Annotated in this window: 17 protein-coding genes and 1 pseudogene; 12 read left to right on the forward strand and 6 right to left on the reverse strand. The window is 55.8% G+C overall.

Going from position 1 to position 18,059, the window contains the following annotated elements; all coding sequences use genetic code 11:
* Positions 1-247 precede the first annotated feature (247 nt).
* From dnaK to nhaR, 4 genes are all read left to right on the forward strand, one after another.
* Positions 248-2,161 (forward strand): molecular chaperone DnaK, encoded by a 1,914-nt coding sequence (dnaK, locus tag ACQG0T_RS03425; RefSeq protein WP_006810169.1) that lies wholly within the window; start codon positions 248-250, stop codon positions 2,159-2,161.
* 87 nt (positions 2,162-2,248) lie between these two features.
* On the forward strand, positions 2,249-3,394 hold the full coding sequence (dnaJ, locus tag ACQG0T_RS03430) for a molecular chaperone DnaJ (protein WP_014830600.1): 1,146 nt from the start codon (positions 2,249-2,251) through the stop codon (positions 3,392-3,394).
* Positions 3,395-3,566: 172 nt separating this feature from the next.
* Positions 3,567-4,742 carry a Na+/H+ antiporter NhaA gene (gene nhaA, locus ACQG0T_RS03435; RefSeq protein WP_045338411.1) on the forward strand — a complete coding sequence of 392 codons (1,176 nt, stop codon included), beginning with the start codon at positions 3,567-3,569 and terminating at the stop codon, positions 4,740-4,742.
* A 59-nt stretch (positions 4,743-4,801) separates the two neighbouring features.
* Positions 4,802-5,701, forward strand: coding sequence for a transcriptional activator NhaR (nhaR, locus tag ACQG0T_RS03440; protein WP_003856462.1), 900 nt, complete (start codon positions 4,802-4,804; stop codon positions 5,699-5,701).
* Positions 5,702-5,759: 58 nt separating this feature from the next.
* Here nhaR and rpsT read toward each other — a convergent pair whose 3' ends face one another.
* A complete protein-coding gene (gene rpsT, locus ACQG0T_RS03445; RefSeq protein ID WP_003856458.1) occupies positions 5,760-6,023 on the reverse strand; it encodes a 30S ribosomal protein S20 in 264 nt (87 codons plus the stop codon).
* 115 nt (positions 6,024-6,138) lie between these two features.
* Between rpsT and ACQG0T_RS03450 the strand changes: the two are divergent.
* The 8 genes and pseudogenes from ACQG0T_RS03450 to ACQG0T_RS03485 all read left to right on the forward strand — a co-directional run.
* Positions 6,139-6,344, forward strand: a pseudogene (locus ACQG0T_RS03450) (DUF2575 domain-containing protein); the annotation flags it as partial.
* Positions 6,345-6,351: 7 nt separating this feature from the next.
* A complete protein-coding gene (gene ribF, locus ACQG0T_RS03455; RefSeq protein ID WP_003856456.1) occupies positions 6,352-7,278 on the forward strand; it encodes a bifunctional riboflavin kinase/FAD synthetase in 927 nt (308 codons plus the stop codon).
* Between the two features lie 45 nt (positions 7,279-7,323).
* Positions 7,324-10,140 carry an isoleucine--tRNA ligase gene (gene ileS, locus ACQG0T_RS03460; protein WP_017383815.1) on the forward strand — a complete coding sequence of 939 codons (2,817 nt, stop codon included), beginning with the start codon at positions 7,324-7,326 and terminating at the stop codon, positions 10,138-10,140.
* A complete protein-coding gene (lspA, locus tag ACQG0T_RS03465) occupies positions 10,140-10,640 on the forward strand; it encodes a signal peptidase II (RefSeq protein WP_003856452.1) in 501 nt (166 codons plus the stop codon). Before ileS ends, lspA begins: the two co-directional genes overlap by 1 nt.
* Before the next feature lie 116 nt (positions 10,641-10,756).
* Entirely contained in the window at positions 10,757-11,206 is a 450-nt protein-coding gene (fkpB, locus tag ACQG0T_RS03470) for an FKBP-type peptidyl-prolyl cis-trans isomerase (protein ID WP_015572634.1), read from the forward strand.
* A gap of 1 nt (position 11,207) precedes the next feature.
* Positions 11,208-12,158 (forward strand): 4-hydroxy-3-methylbut-2-enyl diphosphate reductase, encoded by a 951-nt coding sequence (gene ispH, locus ACQG0T_RS03475; RefSeq protein ID WP_017383814.1) that lies wholly within the window; start codon positions 11,208-11,210, stop codon positions 12,156-12,158.
* Positions 12,159-12,314: 156 nt separating this feature from the next.
* Entirely contained in the window at positions 12,315-12,869 is a 555-nt protein-coding gene (locus tag ACQG0T_RS03480) for a glucose-6-phosphate isomerase family protein (RefSeq protein ID WP_017383813.1), read from the forward strand.
* Positions 12,862-13,632, forward strand: coding sequence for a glucose-6-phosphate isomerase family protein (locus ACQG0T_RS03485; RefSeq protein WP_015572636.1), 771 nt, complete (start codon positions 12,862-12,864; stop codon positions 13,630-13,632). The genes ACQG0T_RS03480 and ACQG0T_RS03485 overlap by 8 nt, the downstream gene beginning before the upstream one ends.
* Before the next feature lie 27 nt (positions 13,633-13,659).
* Here ACQG0T_RS03485 and ACQG0T_RS03490 read toward each other — a convergent pair whose 3' ends face one another.
* Genes ACQG0T_RS03490 through ACQG0T_RS03510 form a run of 5 tightly spaced genes read right to left on the reverse strand, consistent with a single transcriptional unit; the run spans position 13,660 to position 17,964 of the window.
* Positions 13,660-14,478: a PTS system mannose/fructose/sorbose family transporter subunit IID gene (locus tag ACQG0T_RS03490; RefSeq protein ID WP_015572637.1), complete on the reverse strand. Its 819-nt coding sequence runs from the start codon at positions 14,476-14,478 to the stop codon at positions 13,660-13,662.
* Positions 14,478-15,275 carry a PTS mannose/fructose/sorbose/N-acetylgalactosamine transporter subunit IIC gene (locus ACQG0T_RS03495; RefSeq protein ID WP_015572638.1) on the reverse strand — a complete coding sequence of 266 codons (798 nt, stop codon included), beginning with the start codon at positions 15,273-15,275 and terminating at the stop codon, positions 14,478-14,480. Before ACQG0T_RS03495 ends, ACQG0T_RS03490 begins: the two co-directional genes overlap by 1 nt.
* A gap of 10 nt (positions 15,276-15,285) precedes the next feature.
* Positions 15,286-15,780 carry a PTS system mannose/fructose/N-acetylgalactosamine-transporter subunit IIB gene (locus tag ACQG0T_RS03500; RefSeq protein WP_015572639.1) on the reverse strand — a complete coding sequence of 165 codons (495 nt, stop codon included), beginning with the start codon at positions 15,778-15,780 and terminating at the stop codon, positions 15,286-15,288.
* Between the two features lie 10 nt (positions 15,781-15,790).
* Positions 15,791-16,219, reverse strand: coding sequence for a PTS sugar transporter subunit IIA (locus ACQG0T_RS03505; protein ID WP_017383812.1), 429 nt, complete (start codon positions 16,217-16,219; stop codon positions 15,791-15,793).
* A 2-nt stretch (positions 16,220-16,221) separates the two neighbouring features.
* The gene (locus ACQG0T_RS03510; RefSeq protein ID WP_017383811.1) at positions 16,222-17,964 is read right to left on the reverse strand and encodes a class I mannose-6-phosphate isomerase; all 1,743 of its coding nucleotides are present in this window, start codon (positions 17,962-17,964) and stop codon (positions 16,222-16,224) included.
* Positions 17,965-18,059 lie beyond the last annotated feature (95 nt).

The following is an 18,059-nucleotide window of genomic DNA, read 5'->3' on the forward strand; positions in this document are numbered from 1 at the left end:
CCAGTTCTACCTGACGGGGCGCGGCATCATAATGGGCGGCATCGACGCCGTCTATGATCTCACCGGGGTGAAATTAAAAAATTTTTTATCCTTCCCCCTTGATGGATGCTGTTGTGACCCCATCTTGTAAGCAACCGCAGTGTGTGGACCTGAAAAAAATCAAATCTGGGCAGTTGAAAAAGCACGTTCTGCCCTTATTACAGGTACACAACCACATGTTGACTGAATTTTTAGTGGAGACGTTTAGATGGGTAAAATTATTGGTATCGACCTGGGTACTACCAACTCTTGTGTAGCGATTATGGATGGCACTACTGCACGTGTGCTGGAGAACGCCGAGGGCGATCGCACCACGCCTTCTATCATTGCTTATACCCAGGATGGTGAAACTCTGGTTGGTCAGCCGGCTAAACGTCAGGCCGTGACAAACCCGCAAAACACCCTGTTTGCGATCAAACGCCTGATTGGCCGCCGCTTCCAGGACGAAGAAGTTCAGCGTGACGTTTCCATCATGCCTTACAAAATCATCGCAGCCGATAACGGCGATGCATGGCTTGATGTGAAAGGCACCAAAACGGCACCTCCGCAGATCTCTGCTGAAGTGCTGAAGAAAATGAAGAAAACCGCGGAAGATTACCTGGGTGAGCCGGTAACTGAAGCTGTTATCACCGTACCTGCTTACTTCAACGATGCTCAGCGTCAGGCAACCAAAGATGCTGGCCGTATCGCAGGTCTGGAAGTAAAACGTATCATCAACGAACCAACCGCAGCAGCACTGGCTTACGGTCTGGATAAAGAAGTTGGCAACCGTACTATCGCGGTTTACGACCTGGGTGGTGGTACCTTCGATATCTCTATTATCGAAATCGACGACGTTGACGGCGAAAAAACCTTCGAAGTTCTGGCAACCAATGGTGATACCCACCTGGGTGGTGAAGACTTCGATACCCGTCTGATCAACTACCTCGTTGACGAGTTCAAGAAAGATCAGGGCATTGACCTGCGTAACGACCCGCTGGCCATGCAGCGACTGAAAGAAGCCGCTGAGAAAGCGAAGATCGAGCTGTCTTCCGCTCAGCAGACCGACGTGAACCTGCCGTACATCACCGCAGACGCGACCGGTCCAAAACACATGAACATCAAAGTGACCCGTGCGAAACTGGAAAGCCTGGTAGAAGACCTGGTGAACCGTTCTATCGAGCCACTGAAAGTTGCATTGCAGGACGCTGGCCTGTCCGTGTCTGACATTCAGGACGTTATCCTGGTAGGTGGTCAGACTCGTATGCCAATGGTTCAGAAGAAAGTGGCTGAATTCTTTGGTAAAGAGCCACGTAAAGACGTGAACCCGGACGAAGCGGTTGCTATCGGTGCTGCGGTTCAGGGTGGTGTTCTGACGGGTGAAGTAAAAGACGTACTGCTGCTGGACGTTACCCCGCTGTCTCTGGGTATCGAAACCATGGGTGGCGTGATGACTCCGCTCATCAACAAAAACACCACTATCCCGACGAAACACAGCCAGGTGTTCTCTACCGCTGAAGACAACCAGTCTGCGGTAACCATCCATGTGATTCAGGGTGAGCGTAAGCGCGCGGCGGATAACAAATCTCTGGGTCAGTTCAACCTGGACGGTATTAACCCGGCACCACGCGGCATGCCACAGATCGAAGTCACCTTCGACATCGATGCTGACGGTATCCTGCATGTGTCTGCGAAAGACAAAAATAGCGGTAAAGAGCAGAAGATTACCATCAAGGCATCTTCTGGCCTGAACGAAGCGGAAATCGAAAAAATGGTTCGTGATGCCGAAGCTAACGCGGAATCCGACCGTAAGTTCGAAGAGCTGGTTCAGACCCGTAACCAGGGTGACCATCTGCTGCACAGCACCCGTAAGCAGGTTGAAGAAGCGGGCGATAAACTGCCAGCGGAAGACAAAACTGCGATCGAAACTGCACTGAGCGCGCTGGAAACGTCTCTGAAAGGCGAAGACAAAGCGGACATCGAAGCGAAGATGCAGGAGCTGGCACAGGTTTCTCAGAAGCTGATGGAAATCGCTCAGCAGCAGCACGCACAGCAGCAGGCGGGCGCTGATGCTTCCCAGAACAACGCGAAAGACGACGATGTTGTCGACGCTGAGTTCGAAGAAGTGAAAGACAAAAAATAATCGCCCTGATGCAGGGTAAGTAATCGGCACGGGCGTAGGAGAATTCTCCACGCCCGTGCTCGCATGTTAAGGGGCTTAAAAAAACCAATGGCAAAGCAAGACTATTACGAGATTTTAGGCGTTCCGAAAACTGCGGAAGAGCGTGAAATCAAAAAGGCGTATAAGCGCCTGGCCATGAAATTCCACCCTGACCGTAATCAGGGTGACAAAGAGGCTGAAGCCAAATTTAAAGAGATTAAAGAAGCCTACGAAGTCCTGACCGATGCACAAAAACGTGCGGCCTATGATCAGTACGGTCACGCGGCCTTTGAACAGGGCGGCATGGGCGGCGGTGGATTTGGTGGCGGCGGCTTCGGCGGCGGCGCTGATTTCAGCGATATCTTTGGTGATGTATTTGGCGATATCTTCGGCGGCGGACGTGGTCGTCAGCGCGCGGCGCGCGGCGCAGACCTGCGCTACAACATGGAGCTGACGCTTGAAGAAGCGGTTCGCGGCGTCACCAAAGAGATCCGTATTCCGACGCTGGAAGAGTGTGACGTTTGCCACGGCAGCGGCGCGAAAGCGGGGACTCAGCCACAGACCTGCCCAACCTGTCACGGTTCCGGTCAGGTGCAGATGCGCCAGGGCTTCTTCGCGGTGCAGCAGGCCTGTCCGCACTGTCATGGTCGCGGTACGCTGATTAAAGATCCGTGCACCAAATGCCACGGTCACGGTCGCGTGGAGAAAACCAAAACGCTGTCCGTTAAGATCCCGGCAGGCGTGGATACGGGCGACCGCATCCGTCTGGCAGGTGAGGGTGAAGCCGGCGAGCACGGCGCACCGGCAGGCGATCTGTACGTTCAGGTTCAGGTGAAGCAGCACGCCATCTTCGAGCGTGAAGGTAACAACCTGTACTGTGAAGTGCCGATCAACTTTGCGATGGCGGCGCTGGGTGGCGAAATCGAAGTGCCGACGCTGGACGGTCGCGTTAACCTGAAAATCCCTGGCGAAACCCAGACCGGGAAGCTGTTCCGCATGCGCGGCAAAGGCGTTAAATCCGTTCGCGGTGGCGCGCAGGGTGACCTGTTATGCCGCGTGGTCGTGGAAACGCCGGTCGGCCTGAACGATAAGCAGAAACAGCTGCTGAAAGAGCTTCAGGAAAGCTTTGGCGGCCCGACGGGTGAGAAAAACAGCCCGCGCTCCAAAAGCTTCTTCGATGGCGTCAAAAAATTCTTCGACGATTTAACCCGCTAACCCGCCAGCTGGTTACTATCCTTTAAAGCCCGGAAGCGATTCCGGGCTTTTTGTTTATAGCGTTATTCCTCGGTTAAACTGAATATATACCCAATATTAATCTGTTTTTACCGATCTGTTTGCGCTGATATTATGGTTTTACCGAGGTATTGTTGTAAAAGAGAGTTTAAACGTGAAATTACTACACCGTTTCTTTAGCAGTGAGGCATCCGGCGGCGTCATCCTGATTATTGCTGCTGCGGCCGCCATGCTGCTCGCCAATATGGGCATGACGCGCGATCTCTATCACGCATTTCTGGAAACGCCCGTCGAGCTGAAAGTCGGGGCGCTGGAAATTAACAAGAACATGCTGCTGTGGATCAACGATGCGCTGATGGCGGTGTTCTTCCTGCTGGTGGGTCTGGAGGTTAAACGTGAGCTGGTGATCGGTTCGCTTGCCAGCCGTCAGCGCGCGGCGTTTCCGGTGATCGCGGCGATTGGCGGGATGATCGCTCCGGCGTTGCTCTTTCTCGCGTTTGCGTGGCAGGATCCGGTTGCGCGTGACGGCTGGGCGATCCCGGCCGCAACGGATATCGCGTTTGCGCTCGGGGTCTTAGCCTTGCTCGGTAGCCGCGTCCCGGTAGCACTGAAAATTTTCCTGATGGCGCTGGCGATTATCGATGATCTGGGCGCTATCGTGATTATCGCGCTGTTCTACACCAGCGATCTGTCGGTTCTGTCGCTGAGCGTGGCGGCCGTGGCTATTGTGGTGCTGGCCTTGCTGAACGTCTTCAACGTCCGACGTACGGGTATTTATATTCTGGTGGGCATGGTGCTGTGGACGGCGGTGCTGAAGTCTGGCGTGCATGCCACGCTGGCGGGCGTCATCGTTGGCTTCTTTATTCCGCTGAAGGAGCAGGACGGCAAATCGCCAGCCAGACAGCTGGAGCATGTGCTTCATCCGTGGGTGGGCTTTATGATCCTGCCGCTGTTTGCGTTTGCCAACGCGGGAGTTTCCCTGGCCGGGGTTACCCTGGACGGACTCACCTCCGTGCTGCCGCTGGGTATCATCGCCGGTCTGTTTATCGGTAAGCCGCTGGGTATCAGCCTGTTCTGCTGGCTGGCGCTGAAGCTGAAGCTGGCGTCATTGCCAAACGGGACCACCTTTAGCCAGATTATGGCCGTCGGCGTGCTGTGCGGTATTGGATTCACCATGTCGATCTTTATCTCGACGCTGGCGTTTGGCGCAAACGCGCCTGAGCTTATCGTCTGGGCAAAACTCGGCATTCTCATCGGGTCATTACTGGCCGCAGTCATTGGTTATACCTTGTTGAAGGTGAAATTGTCCGGACAGGCTGTCCAGGCATAACGGAAAACCGGGAGGAGGGGGCTCCTTCTCCCGATACACACTCAGGGAGAGAACACGCGATGTCTCATTTGAATTACAACCATCTTTATTACTTCTGGCACGTTTATAAACAGGGCTCGGTCGTGGGGGCGGCAGAAGCGCTTTACCTGACGCCACAAACCATTACCGGGCAAATCAAAGCCCTGGAAGAGCGGTTACAGGGCAAGTTGTTCAAGCGCAAGGGCCGTGGGATTGAGCCCAGTGAGTTGGGCGAGCTGGTGTTCCGCTATGCGGATAAAATGTTCACCCTGAGTCAGGAGATGCTGGACATCGTCAACTACCGCAAAGAGTCGAACCTGCTTTTTGACGTGGGGGTGGCGGATGCGCTGTCCAAACGGCTGGTGAGTGGCGTGCTGGATGCGGCGGTGGTGGAAGATGAACAGATCCATTTACGCTGCTTTGAGTCCACTCACGAGATGCTGCTGGAACAGCTGAGCCAGCATAAGCTGGATATGATTATTTCGGATTGCCCTATCGATTCCACGCAGCAGGAAGGCTTGTTCTCGGTGAAAATTGGCGAATGCGGCGTCAGTTTCTGGTGCATCAATCCGCCACCGGAAAAACCGTTTCCTGCCTGCCTGGAAGAGCGCCGCTTGCTGGTGCCGGGTCGGAGGTCCATGCTCGGACGGAAGCTGCTGAACTGGTTTAACTCGCAGGGGCTGAACGTAGAAATTCTCGGTGAGTTCGACGATGCGGCGCTGATGAAAGCCTTTGGCGAAGCGCATAACGCTATCTTCGTTGCTCCGACGCTGTACGCGCACGATCTCTATTCAGACGACAAAATAACCGAGATCGGCAGGGTGGATAACGTGATGGAAGAGTATCACGCCATATTCGCCGAAAGGATGATTCAGCACCCGGCGGTACAGCGAATCTGCAATCGCGACTATTCGGCGCTTTTTACGCCGCCGGCAATCTGAAGACATAAAAAAACCCGCGTTAAGCGGGTTCTTTCAAACAAGCAACAACAAGTGGCGATTAAGCCAGTTTGTTGATCTGCGCGGTCAGGTTTGCTTTATGACGCGCTGCTTTGTTTTTGTGGATCAGACCTTTAGCAGCCTGACGATCCACGATTGGTTGCATTTCGTTAAATGCGTTCTGCGCTGCAGCTTTGTCGCCAGCTTCGATAGCTGCGTATACTTTCTTGATGAAAGTACGCATCATAGAGCGACGGCTTGCATTGTGCTTACGAGCCTTTTCAGACTGAACGGCACGTTTCTTAGCTGATTTGATATTAGCCAAGGTCCAACTCCCAAATATGATCTATGTGGACAATTCAAAGGCCGAGGAATATGCCCTCTATACCTTCTTTTGTCAATGGATTTGTGCAAATAAGCGCCGTTAATGTGGCGACGCTACGTTACGTAGTGATGGCGCAGGATTCTACCAGCTTGTCGTTCGTGAATACAGCTTTTCGGCGTAAAAATCGCAGTTCGCGGACAGATTTTTTTGCTGCGAAAGGTCAGCGTGATGAAATCATACGGCTTTCTGTTTAGCGTGAACAATCGCCGGTTAACCTTAACCGCTGTACAAGGTATACTTTGGCGATTTTCACTGTTTTGAGCCAGTCATGAAGCTGATACGCGGCATACATAATCTCAGTCAAGCCCCGCACGGGTGCGTGCTGACCATTGGTAATTTCGACGGCGTGCATCGTGGGCATCAGGCGCTGTTGCAGGGATTGCGTAAAGAAGGCGAGGCGCGAGGCCTGCCCGTCGTGGTGATGATTTTCGAGCCTCAGCCGCTGGAGCTGTTTGCAGGCGAGAAATCCCCCGCGCGGCTGACGCGTCTGCGTGAGAAGTTACGCTACCTGGCGGAGTCAGGGGTGGACTACGTCCTGTGCGTACGGTTCGACCGTCGTTTTGCCGCGCTGACCGCACAAAATTTTGTCAGCGACCTGTTGGTCAGGCAGCTTGGCGTGCAGTTTCTCGCCGTGGGCGATGATTTCCGCTTTGGCGCTGGTCGTCAGGGCGATTTCTTGTTATTACAGAAGGCTGGCCTGGAGTACGGGTTTGACGTCACCAGCACGATGACCTTCTGTGAGGGCGGCGTGCGCGTCAGCAGCACGGCGGTACGTCAGGCGCTGGCGAACGATGAACTGGACACGGCAGAAACGCTGCTGGGTCACCCGTTCACAATTTCAGGTCGCGTGGTCCATGGCGATGCGCTGGGCCGCACGATAGGTTTCCCGACGGCGAATATACCGCTGCGTCGTCAGGTCTCCCCGGTTAAAGGGGTCTATGCGGTGGAAGTGGCAGGACTGGGCGAGAAGCCTTTCTACGGCGTCGCCAACATTGGCACACGTCCAACGGTTGCCGGTGTGCGTCAACAGTTAGAAGTACACCTGCTGGACGTTGTAATGGACCTGTATGGTCGCCATATAGATGTGATACTGCGTAAAAAAATACGCAATGAACAGCGATTCGCTTCGCTGGATGAACTTAAAGCGCAAATCGCGCGAGATGAATTAACGGCCCGCGAGTTTTTTGGGCTTTAGAACCGGCTTAACTGCCTACGTGATAAATACGGAACCGAGAATCTGATGAGTGACTATAAATCAACCCTGAATTTGCCGGAAACAGGGTTCCCGATGCGCGGCGATCTCGCCAAGCGTGAACCGGGAATGCTGGCGCGTTGGACCGATGATGACCTGTACGGCATCATTCGTGCAGCCAAAAAAGGCAAAAAAACCTTCATTCTGCATGATGGCCCTCCATATGCGAATGGCAGCATTCATATTGGTCACTCTGTAAACAAGATTCTGAAAGACATTATCGTGAAGTCCAAAGGACTCGCGGGATATGACTCGCCTTACGTTCCGGGCTGGGACTGCCATGGTCTGCCAATCGAGCTGAAAGTTGAGCAAGAGTACGGTAAGCCGGGTGAGAAGTTCACCGCCGCAGAATTCCGCGCGAAATGCCGCGAATACGCTGCCACCCAGGTTGACGGTCAGCGCGCTGACTTCATCCGTCTGGGCGTGCTGGGTGACTGGTCGCATCCGTACCTGACCATGGACTTCAAAACCGAAGCCAACATCATCCGAGCGCTGGGTAAAATCATCGGCAACGGTCACCTGCACAAAGGCGCGAAGCCGGTGCACTGGTGCGTCGACTGCCGCTCTGCGCTGGCAGAAGCGGAAGTGGAGTATTACGACAAAACCTCGCCTTCTATCGACGTGGCCTTCGAAGCGGTCGATCAGGATGCGATCAAAGCTAAATTTGGTCTGCCTGGTGTAAGCGGCCCGATCTCTCTGGTGATCTGGACCACCACCCCGTGGACGCTGCCTGCTAACCGCGCGATCTCCCTCTCTGGCGAGTTTGAGTATGCGCTGGTGCAGATTGATGGCCGTGCGGTTATCCTGGCGAAAGACCTGGTCGAAAGCGTGCTGAAACGCGCGAACATCACCGATTACACCGTGCTGGGCACCGTAAAAGGTGACGCGCTGGAACTGATGCGCTTCAAACACCCGTTCCTGGACTTCGACGTTCCGGCGATCCTGGGCGACCACGTCACGCTGGACGCGGGTACCGGTGCGGTGCATACCGCCGGTGGCCACGGTCCTGACGACTACAACATCAGCCTGAAATATGGTCTGGAAATCGCTAACCCGGTTGGTCCGGACGGCTCTTACCTGCCAGGCACGTACCCGGCGTTGGACGGCATCAACGTCTTTAAAGCTAACGACATCATCGTTGACATGCTGCGCACCAGCGGCGCGCTGCTGCACGTTGAGAAAATGCAGCACAGCTATCCGTGCTGCTGGCGTCACAAGACCCCGATCATCTTCCGTGCGACCCCGCAGTGGTTCATCAGCATGGATCAGAAAGGCCTGCGCGCCCAGTCTCTGAAAGAGATCAAAGGCGTGCAGTGGATCCCTGACTGGGGCCAGGCGCGTATCGAATCCATGGTGGCTAACCGTCCTGACTGGTGTATCTCCCGTCAGCGCACCTGGGGCGTGCCGATGTCTCTGTTCGTACATAAAGAGACGCAGGAGCTGCACCCGAACACTCTGGAACTGATGGAAGAAGTGGCGAAGCGCGTCGAAGTTGACGGCATTCAGGCGTGGTGGGATCTCGACGCCCGCGACATCCTGGGCGCTGACGCAGACAGCTACGAGAAAGTGCCGGATACCCTGGACGTGTGGTTCGACTCCGGGTCTACCCACTCCTCCGTGGTTGACGTGCGTCCGGAGTTTGCTGGTCACGCTGCCGATATGTATCTGGAAGGGTCTGACCAACACCGCGGCTGGTTCATGTCATCGCTGATGATCTCCACCGCCATGAAGGGTAAAGCACCTTACCGCCAGGTATTGACCCACGGCTTCACCGTGGATGGTCAGGGCCGTAAGATGTCCAAATCTATCGGTAACACCGTTTCTCCGCAGGACGTGATGAACAAACTGGGCGCGGACATTCTGCGTCTGTGGGTGGCCTCTACCGACTACACCGGCGAAATGGCGGTCTCTGATGAGATCCTGAAACGTGCTGCTGACAGCTATCGTCGTATTCGTAACACCGCGCGCTTCCTGCTGGCGAACCTGAACGGGTTCGATCCGGTGAAAGACATGGTGAAGCCGGAAGAGATGGTTGTGCTCGATCGCTGGGCGGTAGGCTGCGCGAAAGCGGCGCAGGAAGATATTCTTAAAGCCTATGAGTCTTACGACTTCCACGAAGTGGTGCAGCGCCTGATGCGCTTCTGCTCCATCGAGATGGGCTCGTTCTACCTCGACATCATCAAAGACCGCCAGTACACCGCGAAAGCGGACAGCGTGGCGCGTCGTAGCTGCCAGACTGCGCTGTTCCACATCGCAGAGGCGCTGGTACGCTGGATGGCGCCGATCATGTCCTTCACCGCGGATGAAATCTGGGGTTACCTGCCGGGCGAACGCGAGAAGTATGTCTTCACCGGCGAGTGGTACGAAGGTCTGTTCGACCTCTCCAGCACTGAAGCAATGAACGATGCCTACTGGGACGAGCTGCTGAAAGTGCGTGGCGAAGTGAACAAGGTTATCGAGCAGGCGCGCGCTGACAAGAAAGTCGGTGGCTCTCTGGAAGCGACGGTGACCCTGTACGCAGAGCCTGAGCTGGCCGCGAAGCTGACCGCGCTGGGCGATGAATTACGATTTGTCCTGTTGACCTCCGGTGCGAAAGTTGCGGATTATGCCGAAGCTACTGCTGATGCTCAGCAGAGTGAACTGCTCAAAGGACTGAAGGTCGCACTGAGCAAAGCCGACGGTGAAAAATGCCCGCGCTGCTGGCATTACACCACTGATGTCGGTCAGGTGGCGGAACACGCAGACATCTGCGGACGCTGTGTAAGCAACGTCGCCGGTGACGGCGAAAAACGTAAGTTTGCCTGATGAGTAAAACTCTCTGTTCAACAGGACTGCGCTGGCTGTGGCTGGTGGTGGTGGTGCTGATTATTGATTTGGGCAGCAAGTTCCTGATCCTCCAGAATTTCGCTCTGGGGGATACGGTCCCGCTGTTTCCGTCGCTTAACCTGCACTATGCCCGCAACTATGGTGCGGCGTTTAGTTTCCTTGCCGACAGCGGTGGCTGGCAGCGCTGGTTCTTCGCGGGTATCGCTATCGGTATCTGCGTCGTGCTGGCGGTGCTGATGTACCGCTCAAAGGCCACGCAAAAGCTGAATAATATCGCCTACGCGCTGATCATTGGCGGCGCGCTGGGTAACCTGTTTGACCGCCTGTGGCACGGCTTTGTGGTCGATATGATCGACTTCTACGTTGGCGACTGGCACTTCGCGACCTTTAACCTCGCCGATAGCGCAATATGCGTTGGTGCGGCGTTAATCGTGCTGGAAGGCTTCTTGCCTAAACCGGCCGCGAAAGAGCAGGCGTAACAAAACCAGCCGGGTGACGCGTAGCGATCCCGGCCTACAGAATTTGTGGCCCCCGCAGGCCCGGTAAGCGTAGCGCCACCGGGCAACAGGTGACCCAAAACAAGCGAGCAATTTGCATGTCTAAATCCGTACAGAGCAACAGCGCGGTTCTCGTTCATTTCACGCTGAAGCTGGATGACGGCTCCACGGCCGAATCCACCCGCAACAATGGCAAACCGGCGCTGTTTCGTCTGGGTGACACCTCCCTGTCTGAAGGCCTTGAGCAGCAGCTTCTGGGTCTGAAAGAGGGCGAGAAAAAAGCGTTTTCGCTGGAGCCGGATGCGGCATTTGGCGTGCCAAGCCCGGACCTGATCCAGTATTTCTCGCGTCGTGAGTTTATGGATGCGGGTGAACCAGAAATCGGGGCGATTATGCTCTTTACCGCTATGGACGGCAGCGAAATGCCTGGCGTGATCCGAGAAATCAACGGCGATTCTATCACCGTCGATTTCAACCATCCGCTTGCCGGGCGTACCGTTCATTTTGATGTCGAAGTGCTGGAGATCGATCCGGCACTGGAGGAGTAAAATGCAGATCCTGTTGGCTAACCCGCGCGGCTTCTGCGCCGGTGTAGACCGCGCTATCAGCATTGTTGAAAACGCGCTGGAGATTTACGGCGCGCCGATTTACGTGCGTCACGAAGTGGTGCACAACCGTTACGTGGTCGACAGCCTGCGCGAGCGCGGTGCGATTTTTATCGAGCAGATCAGCGAAGTGCCGGACGGCGCAATCCTCATCTTCTCCGCGCACGGCGTCTCTCAGGCGGTACGCAACGAGGCGAAAAGCCGCGATCTGACCGTATTCGATGCCACCTGTCCGTTAGTGACAAAAGTGCATATGGAAGTGGCGCGCGCCAGCCGTCGTGGTGAAGAGTCAATTCTGATTGGTCACGCCGGTCACCCGGAAGTTGAAGGCACCATGGGCCAGTACAGCAACCCGGAAGGGGGCATGTATCTGGTTGAGTCACCGGAAGATGTCTTTACGCTGGACGTGAAAAACGAAGCCCGTCTGTCGTTTATGACCCAGACGACGCTTTCCGTAGACGACACCTCAGACGTGATTGACGCCCTGCGCCAGCGCTTCCCGAAAATCGTCGGGCCGCGCAAAGATGATATCTGCTATGCAACCACCAACCGTCAGGAAGCCGTACGCGCCCTGGCTGAACAGGCGGATGTGGTGCTGGTGGTCGGCTCGAAAAACTCCTCTAACTCCAACCGACTGGCCGAACTGGCGCAGCGTATGGGGAAAGCGGCGTTCCTGATCGACGACGCAACGGACATTCAGGAAGCGTGGGTGAAAAACGCGGCCTGCGTCGGTGTTACCGCAGGCGCTTCAGCGCCGGATATCCTGGTGCAAAACGTCATTGCCCGCCTGCAAGAGCTGGGCGGTGGCGAAGCGGTGCCGCTGGAAGGCCGTGAAGAGAACATTGTCTTCGAAGTGCCGAAAGAGCTGCGAATCGACGCCCGCGAAGTGGAATAATGTCCTCTCAATCTTCAAAATGCCGGTGGCGAAAGCCTCCGGCATTTTTGTTTCTGGTTAACTGTGATTCACCATCAATATTGACGCTTTTATCACTAGGTTAATCGTTTAATCTGCCATCATGATATTGCTGTTCTCCTCGGGCCGGAGAGCGATATGAATTCAGACATCTTTTTGCCACCTCAGTTGACGTGGGCTACCGGCGCGCTAGCCGGCGGGCCGCTTATCCGCAAAACGACTCGTCTTGCGGATCTTCCTGGGATCTTCGCAGACGGCGAGGCGTGGAAGTGCGGCAATCCTCAAAAAAGTGTGTATGACGTAGACGTACTGGGCTCGCCCGTAGGGGAAGGGGCACTCTTCGTTGGGGTAACTCACCTGCGTGCGGGTAACGTGGGCGATGAGTTCTTTATGACTCGCGGTCATTTTCATCAGCGCCGCGAACAGGGTGAGGTCTATTTTGGCCTGCGCGGATGTGGCTTGTTGCTGCTGCAAACGGAGGCGGGCGACGCGCGGCTTGAGCAGGTGACGGCTGGCTCCGTGCATATTATTCCTCCTTTTACAGCGCATCGTTTGATTAACACTGGCAACGAGACGCTATCCTCCCTTGCCGTCTGGCCGAGCATTGCGGGACACGACTATGCGGCGCTGGCAGAGGGCTTCACCCTGCGGATCTTTGCCTCCGGGGAAGGTTACGAGGTGCGCCATGGCTAACTATGGCCTTGATATGACCATCACCCGTCAGCCGCTCGGTTTTTGCTACGGAGAGGATGTTACCGGGCCGATGCCGGAGATCAGAACGCTGGATCAGATCCGCCCGTCGCTGCGCAATCCGGACTGCGAAGGGCCTGAACAGGTATATGCCATCGCGATGGACGTGGCGCGTCTGGCGGACAGGCCGGAGCTCGAAAAACGCATGCTGCTTTTTGGTGTGGTCACCTACGCGGCAGGCACGCTTGGCGATGAGCCGGTCCGCAGCCAGGGACATGTTCACCGTATTAGCCAGCACAGCGGATGGTCGCCCCCTGAGCTGTACGAAATCTGGCAGGGTAAAGCGATTATCTACATGCAGGAGTATGTGGACGACGATCCGGGACGTTGTTTTGCGGTACTCGCGGGGCCGGGTGAAAAGGTACTGGTCCCTCCCGGATGGGGCCATGCGACGATTTCGGCCTCGCCCAATGAGCCGCTGACGTTTGGTGCGTGGTGCGATCGGGAATATGGCTTTGAGTATGAGGCCGTTCGTGCGCGAAAAGGTCTGGCCTGGTATCCCTTAGTTCAGGGTAATCATATTGTCTGGCAGCATAACAGTCACTACAGACCAGGGCGCTTGCAGATGATTACGCCGAGAAGTTATCCGGAATTTGGCATTACTGATGCGCCTGTTTATCAGCAGTTTATTGATGACCCCGCACGGTTCCAGTTTATTTCGCGTCCGGATAAAGTCGCAGAACTGTGGAATAACTTCCATCCATAAAGAAGCCGGGGCATTGCCCCGGTTTTCTTATCCTGCAAACAAACCGGACGCCACGCCAAGCGCTGCCAGTATAAGCAGCAATATCATGGCTTTTACCGGCGACACGCCGCGTTTTGCCATCAGATACCAGGTCCCCAGCACCACCGCCAGCGGAAGCAGCTGCGGGAAAATACCGTCCAGCATCTGCTGAACGTGAATGTTTACCCCGTCCCGGGTGATGAACTCCAGCCCGGTGCCGAGCTTCACGTAGCTGGCCGCCACGCCGCCCATGACAAATACGCCCAGTAGCGAGAGCGCTTCCCGTAGCCGGGTAGATTTGCTGCTGACCAGCATCTCCACGGAGCCTGATCCCATCTGGTAGCCTTTGAGAAACAGGAACCAGGAGCCAGGGATAATGATGGCCAGCCAGGCAACGGTATAAAACAGTGGACCGAGGATATTTCCGCCTGCCGCCAGCGCCATCCCAATGCTAAGCAGGATCGGGATCAGCATGCCGGGGATCATCGAATCGCCGATCCCGGCAATTGGCCCCATCAGGCCTACCTTCAGGGTATTTATGGTTTCACCGTCAATCGGCTCGCCGTTGGCTTTTTTCTCCTCCAGCCCCAGCGCCATACCGTTAACGATCGCGCCAATCTGTGGCTCCGTGTTGTAGAACGACGCGTGACGGCGCAGCATCTCGGTACGTTGTACCGGGTCGGGATAGAGCTTTTTTGCGACCGGCAGCATGCTCAGGCAAAAGCCGAAGGATTCAAGGCGTTCAAAGCTCATTGAGGAGAGGTTGTGCATCATCCACGCTCGCCAGCAGCGGCGCAGATCCTTGCGGGTGAGTTTACGTTCTTCCATCAGAATTCATCCTCGTCGTCAGGGACAGGTGCTGAAGCCACGGCCTGCGGTGCCTCGGGTTTATAGTTGTAATGAATCAGTGCCAGCAGGGCGCCCACGATCACCAGCGCGACCATATTGAGTTTCAGGAAAACGATGCAAACGAAGCCCACCAGAAAGTAGATGAGCATGGTATAGCTTTTGATGATCTGCTTAAGCAGGATGGCAATACCGACGGCGGGCAAGATGCCGCCCAGCACATTCATGGTGGAGAGGACGATGTGCGGCAGGCTGTCCATAAACCCGCTAATGTACTGTGCGCCAAAAAAGACGGCGATAAAGGTAGGCACAAAGCGCAGCACAAAATTCATCGCCTGCGGCCAGATGGCGCTGTTGAGGTAGATCCCGCGCTCGTCGCCGTTCTCCAGCGCCACATCCGCACGATGGTTCCAGAAGGAGTTCAGCACCATCATCGCATTGAAGAGAATGGTTCCGGCGATCCCAATAGTCGCCGCCAGCGCGACGGCAACCTCAGGTCCTTTGCCGGAAAGTATTCCCAGTGCAATGGCCGGATAAGCCACAAAGTTTAAATCTGCTGGCATCGAGCCGCCGGGTGTCACCATTGCGATATACACCGCCTGCACCGCTACGCCAATCATAATCCCGGTTTTGATATCGCCCAGGATCAGGCCAACCAGCATCCCGGAAATGAGCGGTCGGGAGATGAGATACCAGCCGCCCGTCAGCCCTAAAAGCCACGGACTACTGAGTGCGCCCAGATAACACAGCAGGCCAATTAAAGCCGCTTCGATAATCATGATCTGCTCCTTATTTCAGCTTTTGTCTGGCATCCTGCCAGGTATAAAAACTGGCATCAGGAACCAGGCGGAATTCAATCGCGTGTCCCTGCCCGGTCAGCCACTCGAACGCCGCCGCTTCATCCTGGGTTACCGATTGATTCGGGCCGATGGTGATCGTGTTAGCCCGGGCGCTCATCGGGCCCACGTTAATTTTTCCGTTGCTGTTTTTCAGGCTAATGCCCGCCTGCTCAATGCGCTGTAGCGTGAGTGGAGATTTGCCAATCACGAAATAGCGCTTTTCGCTGGCAATCACTTTTGGCAGTTTTTCGATCGCGGTTGCCGTATCGAACAGCCACACTTTAGTATCTGATACGGCTCCTTTCATGACCGACGATAACAGCGGATCGGCCGCAACGGCATCGTCAATGGCAACGATGCCGTCGCAGGGCAGCTCCCTGGCCCAGCGTGTAATGAGCTGCCCGTGGATCACGCGATCGTCAATGCGTACAAAAGAAATACTCATATGCGGCTCCTTAAAAATCGTCTGTCTGTGCAGTATCTGCCGGTTTCGCCTGTACCAGCGTCGGCAGAGTAAGTTCGATAAGCTGCCCGGCAGCCTGATGAACATCGCGAGCCATCATCACCTCATCGGTTTGCAGCAGCATCGGGAAGTTGACTCCAGCCACCACGGCGACCGGCGGCTGCGTATGTGGGTTAAACGCGGCCTCACAGGCCACGTTCCACGGCGTGCCGCTTTGCATGTCGCACAGCACCAGCACGCCGTCAGCGTTGACGCTTGCCGCTTCCAGTGTGGAGATGAAATCCTGCCGGAAGCCCTCTATTCCCGCCTGTTCGGTCAGACAAATGGCGTGTACGCCGGGGAGCTCGCCGTATACCATCCGGCCGCTCTCCAGCAGCGCGGCGGCTAACGGCCCATGAGTGGCGACAATAAAATGAATCATCGTTAGCTCCTTACCCAGGCTTTGATAGTCGCGAGGGGGTGTCCGGAAGCACGGGCTGAAGGTGAAATGCGATAGTCACCTACGCTTGCCGGAATGATGAAGGTTTCGGCGTAATGGACGGTAAACGGCTCAAATGCACCGGTTGGGCTGTCGACAATTGCTTCGTCGCCCTCTACCAGATTCAGCACGTTCACGCCGCCGCCGGTGTGGTGCAAAACGGGTTCGCTAAACCAGTGGCGGCGGGTTTCGATAAATTCACGCTCGTGCAGGCCAGTACGCTCTTCACGCCAGCCGTTTCCTTCCGCGACAGGTTCGAACTGATTCACCAGATGCTGATGAACCCACTGTGCGTCGCGCTGCCAGTCGATCACCTTTTCACCGTGCTCCAGGTGTACCGGGCGCGGCAGCCCGTCCAGGCCCAGGCGGCCCCAGTCCCACAGTTTGAAGGTGAAAATATACGGCGTAGCGCTGATCTCCAGCACCATGGTTCCCGCGCCGGAGCAGTGCACCGTCCCAGCCGGGATCAGGAAATGATCGTGCTTTTTTGCCGGGATCTGATTAACGAAGCGGTCGTCATCAAACGGTTTTTCACCGCGACCCGCGCGCCTGAGATCGTCCATCATGGCCTCAGGGTCTGTGCCGGTTTTGGTCCCCAGATAGACGACGGCACCCGGCTCCGCTTCCAGAATGTAATAACTCTCATCCTGGGTATAGTGCATCCCAAACTGCTGCTGGATGTACTCGGTAATGGGGTGGACCTGGAAGCTCAGATTCTGGCCACCCATGGTGTCGAGGAAGTCAAAACGGATCGGGAATTCCGCGCCGAAACGTGCGTGAACTTTCTCGCCCAGCAGAGCACGGGGCTCAAGCAAAACCAGATCCTGAGAGGGGATCTCGATCCGCACTGCGCCAAAACGCAGTAACAGGCTGTTCTCCTCGGGCACGCAGTCAAAACACCACGCGTAATTGGGTGCAGAGGGATCGAGATCGAATTGCTGTTTCATCCACTGGCCGCCCCAGACGCCAGGATCGAAAAAGGGCGCCACGCGGAAAGGCTGGGTGGTAGTTTGCTTCAGCCCGGCTCGCAGGGCCTCGCCGCTGACCATCGCGGGCTGGTTCGTCTGGGTTGTATCCAGTAAAAAATCGGTGCGCCTGAGCAGCGGTGTTTTGTGGCGATCGAAGACGCGCCATTCGACAAAAAAGGCGCGCTTGTAGCGACGAAGCATATCTTCCTGCTGATTATCTGCGCCCCAGTTCCCAGTCTCACCCCGGCGCATACGCTGCTGGATCTCCCAGCGCGGCAGATCGGCATACACCAGCACATCACCCGGATGGACAAGCGTCGCACCGGGTCCGTAGATCACAATCAGCCCCCCGGAACACTGGTTCACCTGAACCTGCAACGCCTCCAGACGCGCGGGATCGAAAAACTCTCCAAGCTGGTGGCAGGAGAGAACGCCAAAGACGCGATCGTCTGTGAGGTTGCGCGCCAGCATCTCATGAATGGCACACTCATCCCGTCGCGCCTGTTCAGCATTGATCGCCAGCGTCGGGCGTAGACGCGGCAGCACGTTCTCTTCAAGCTCGGTCATGCGCACGCCCGGATAGCAGTCAATCACCAGCACCGTGCGGCTGCGCTGTTGGGTTTTTGACTCAAGAACGCGGGTTATTGCTTCCCAGCCTTGCCAGGCGCTGTCATCAAAACCCTGTATCGCCACCGTGGGGAATTTGTCGTAGGTTGTCATTGTATCCTCCGTAATCGTTATTTAAAGTTATTCGATTAACCGTATTTGAGAAGAGTGGTTAACGCGATTAACCCGCCATAAATGCGAATCGAATC

This window comes from Enterobacter cloacae complex sp. 302F9, assembly GCF_050030335.1.
GTDB classification, from domain to species: domain Bacteria; phylum Pseudomonadota; class Gammaproteobacteria; order Enterobacterales; family Enterobacteriaceae; genus Enterobacter; species Enterobacter hormaechei_C.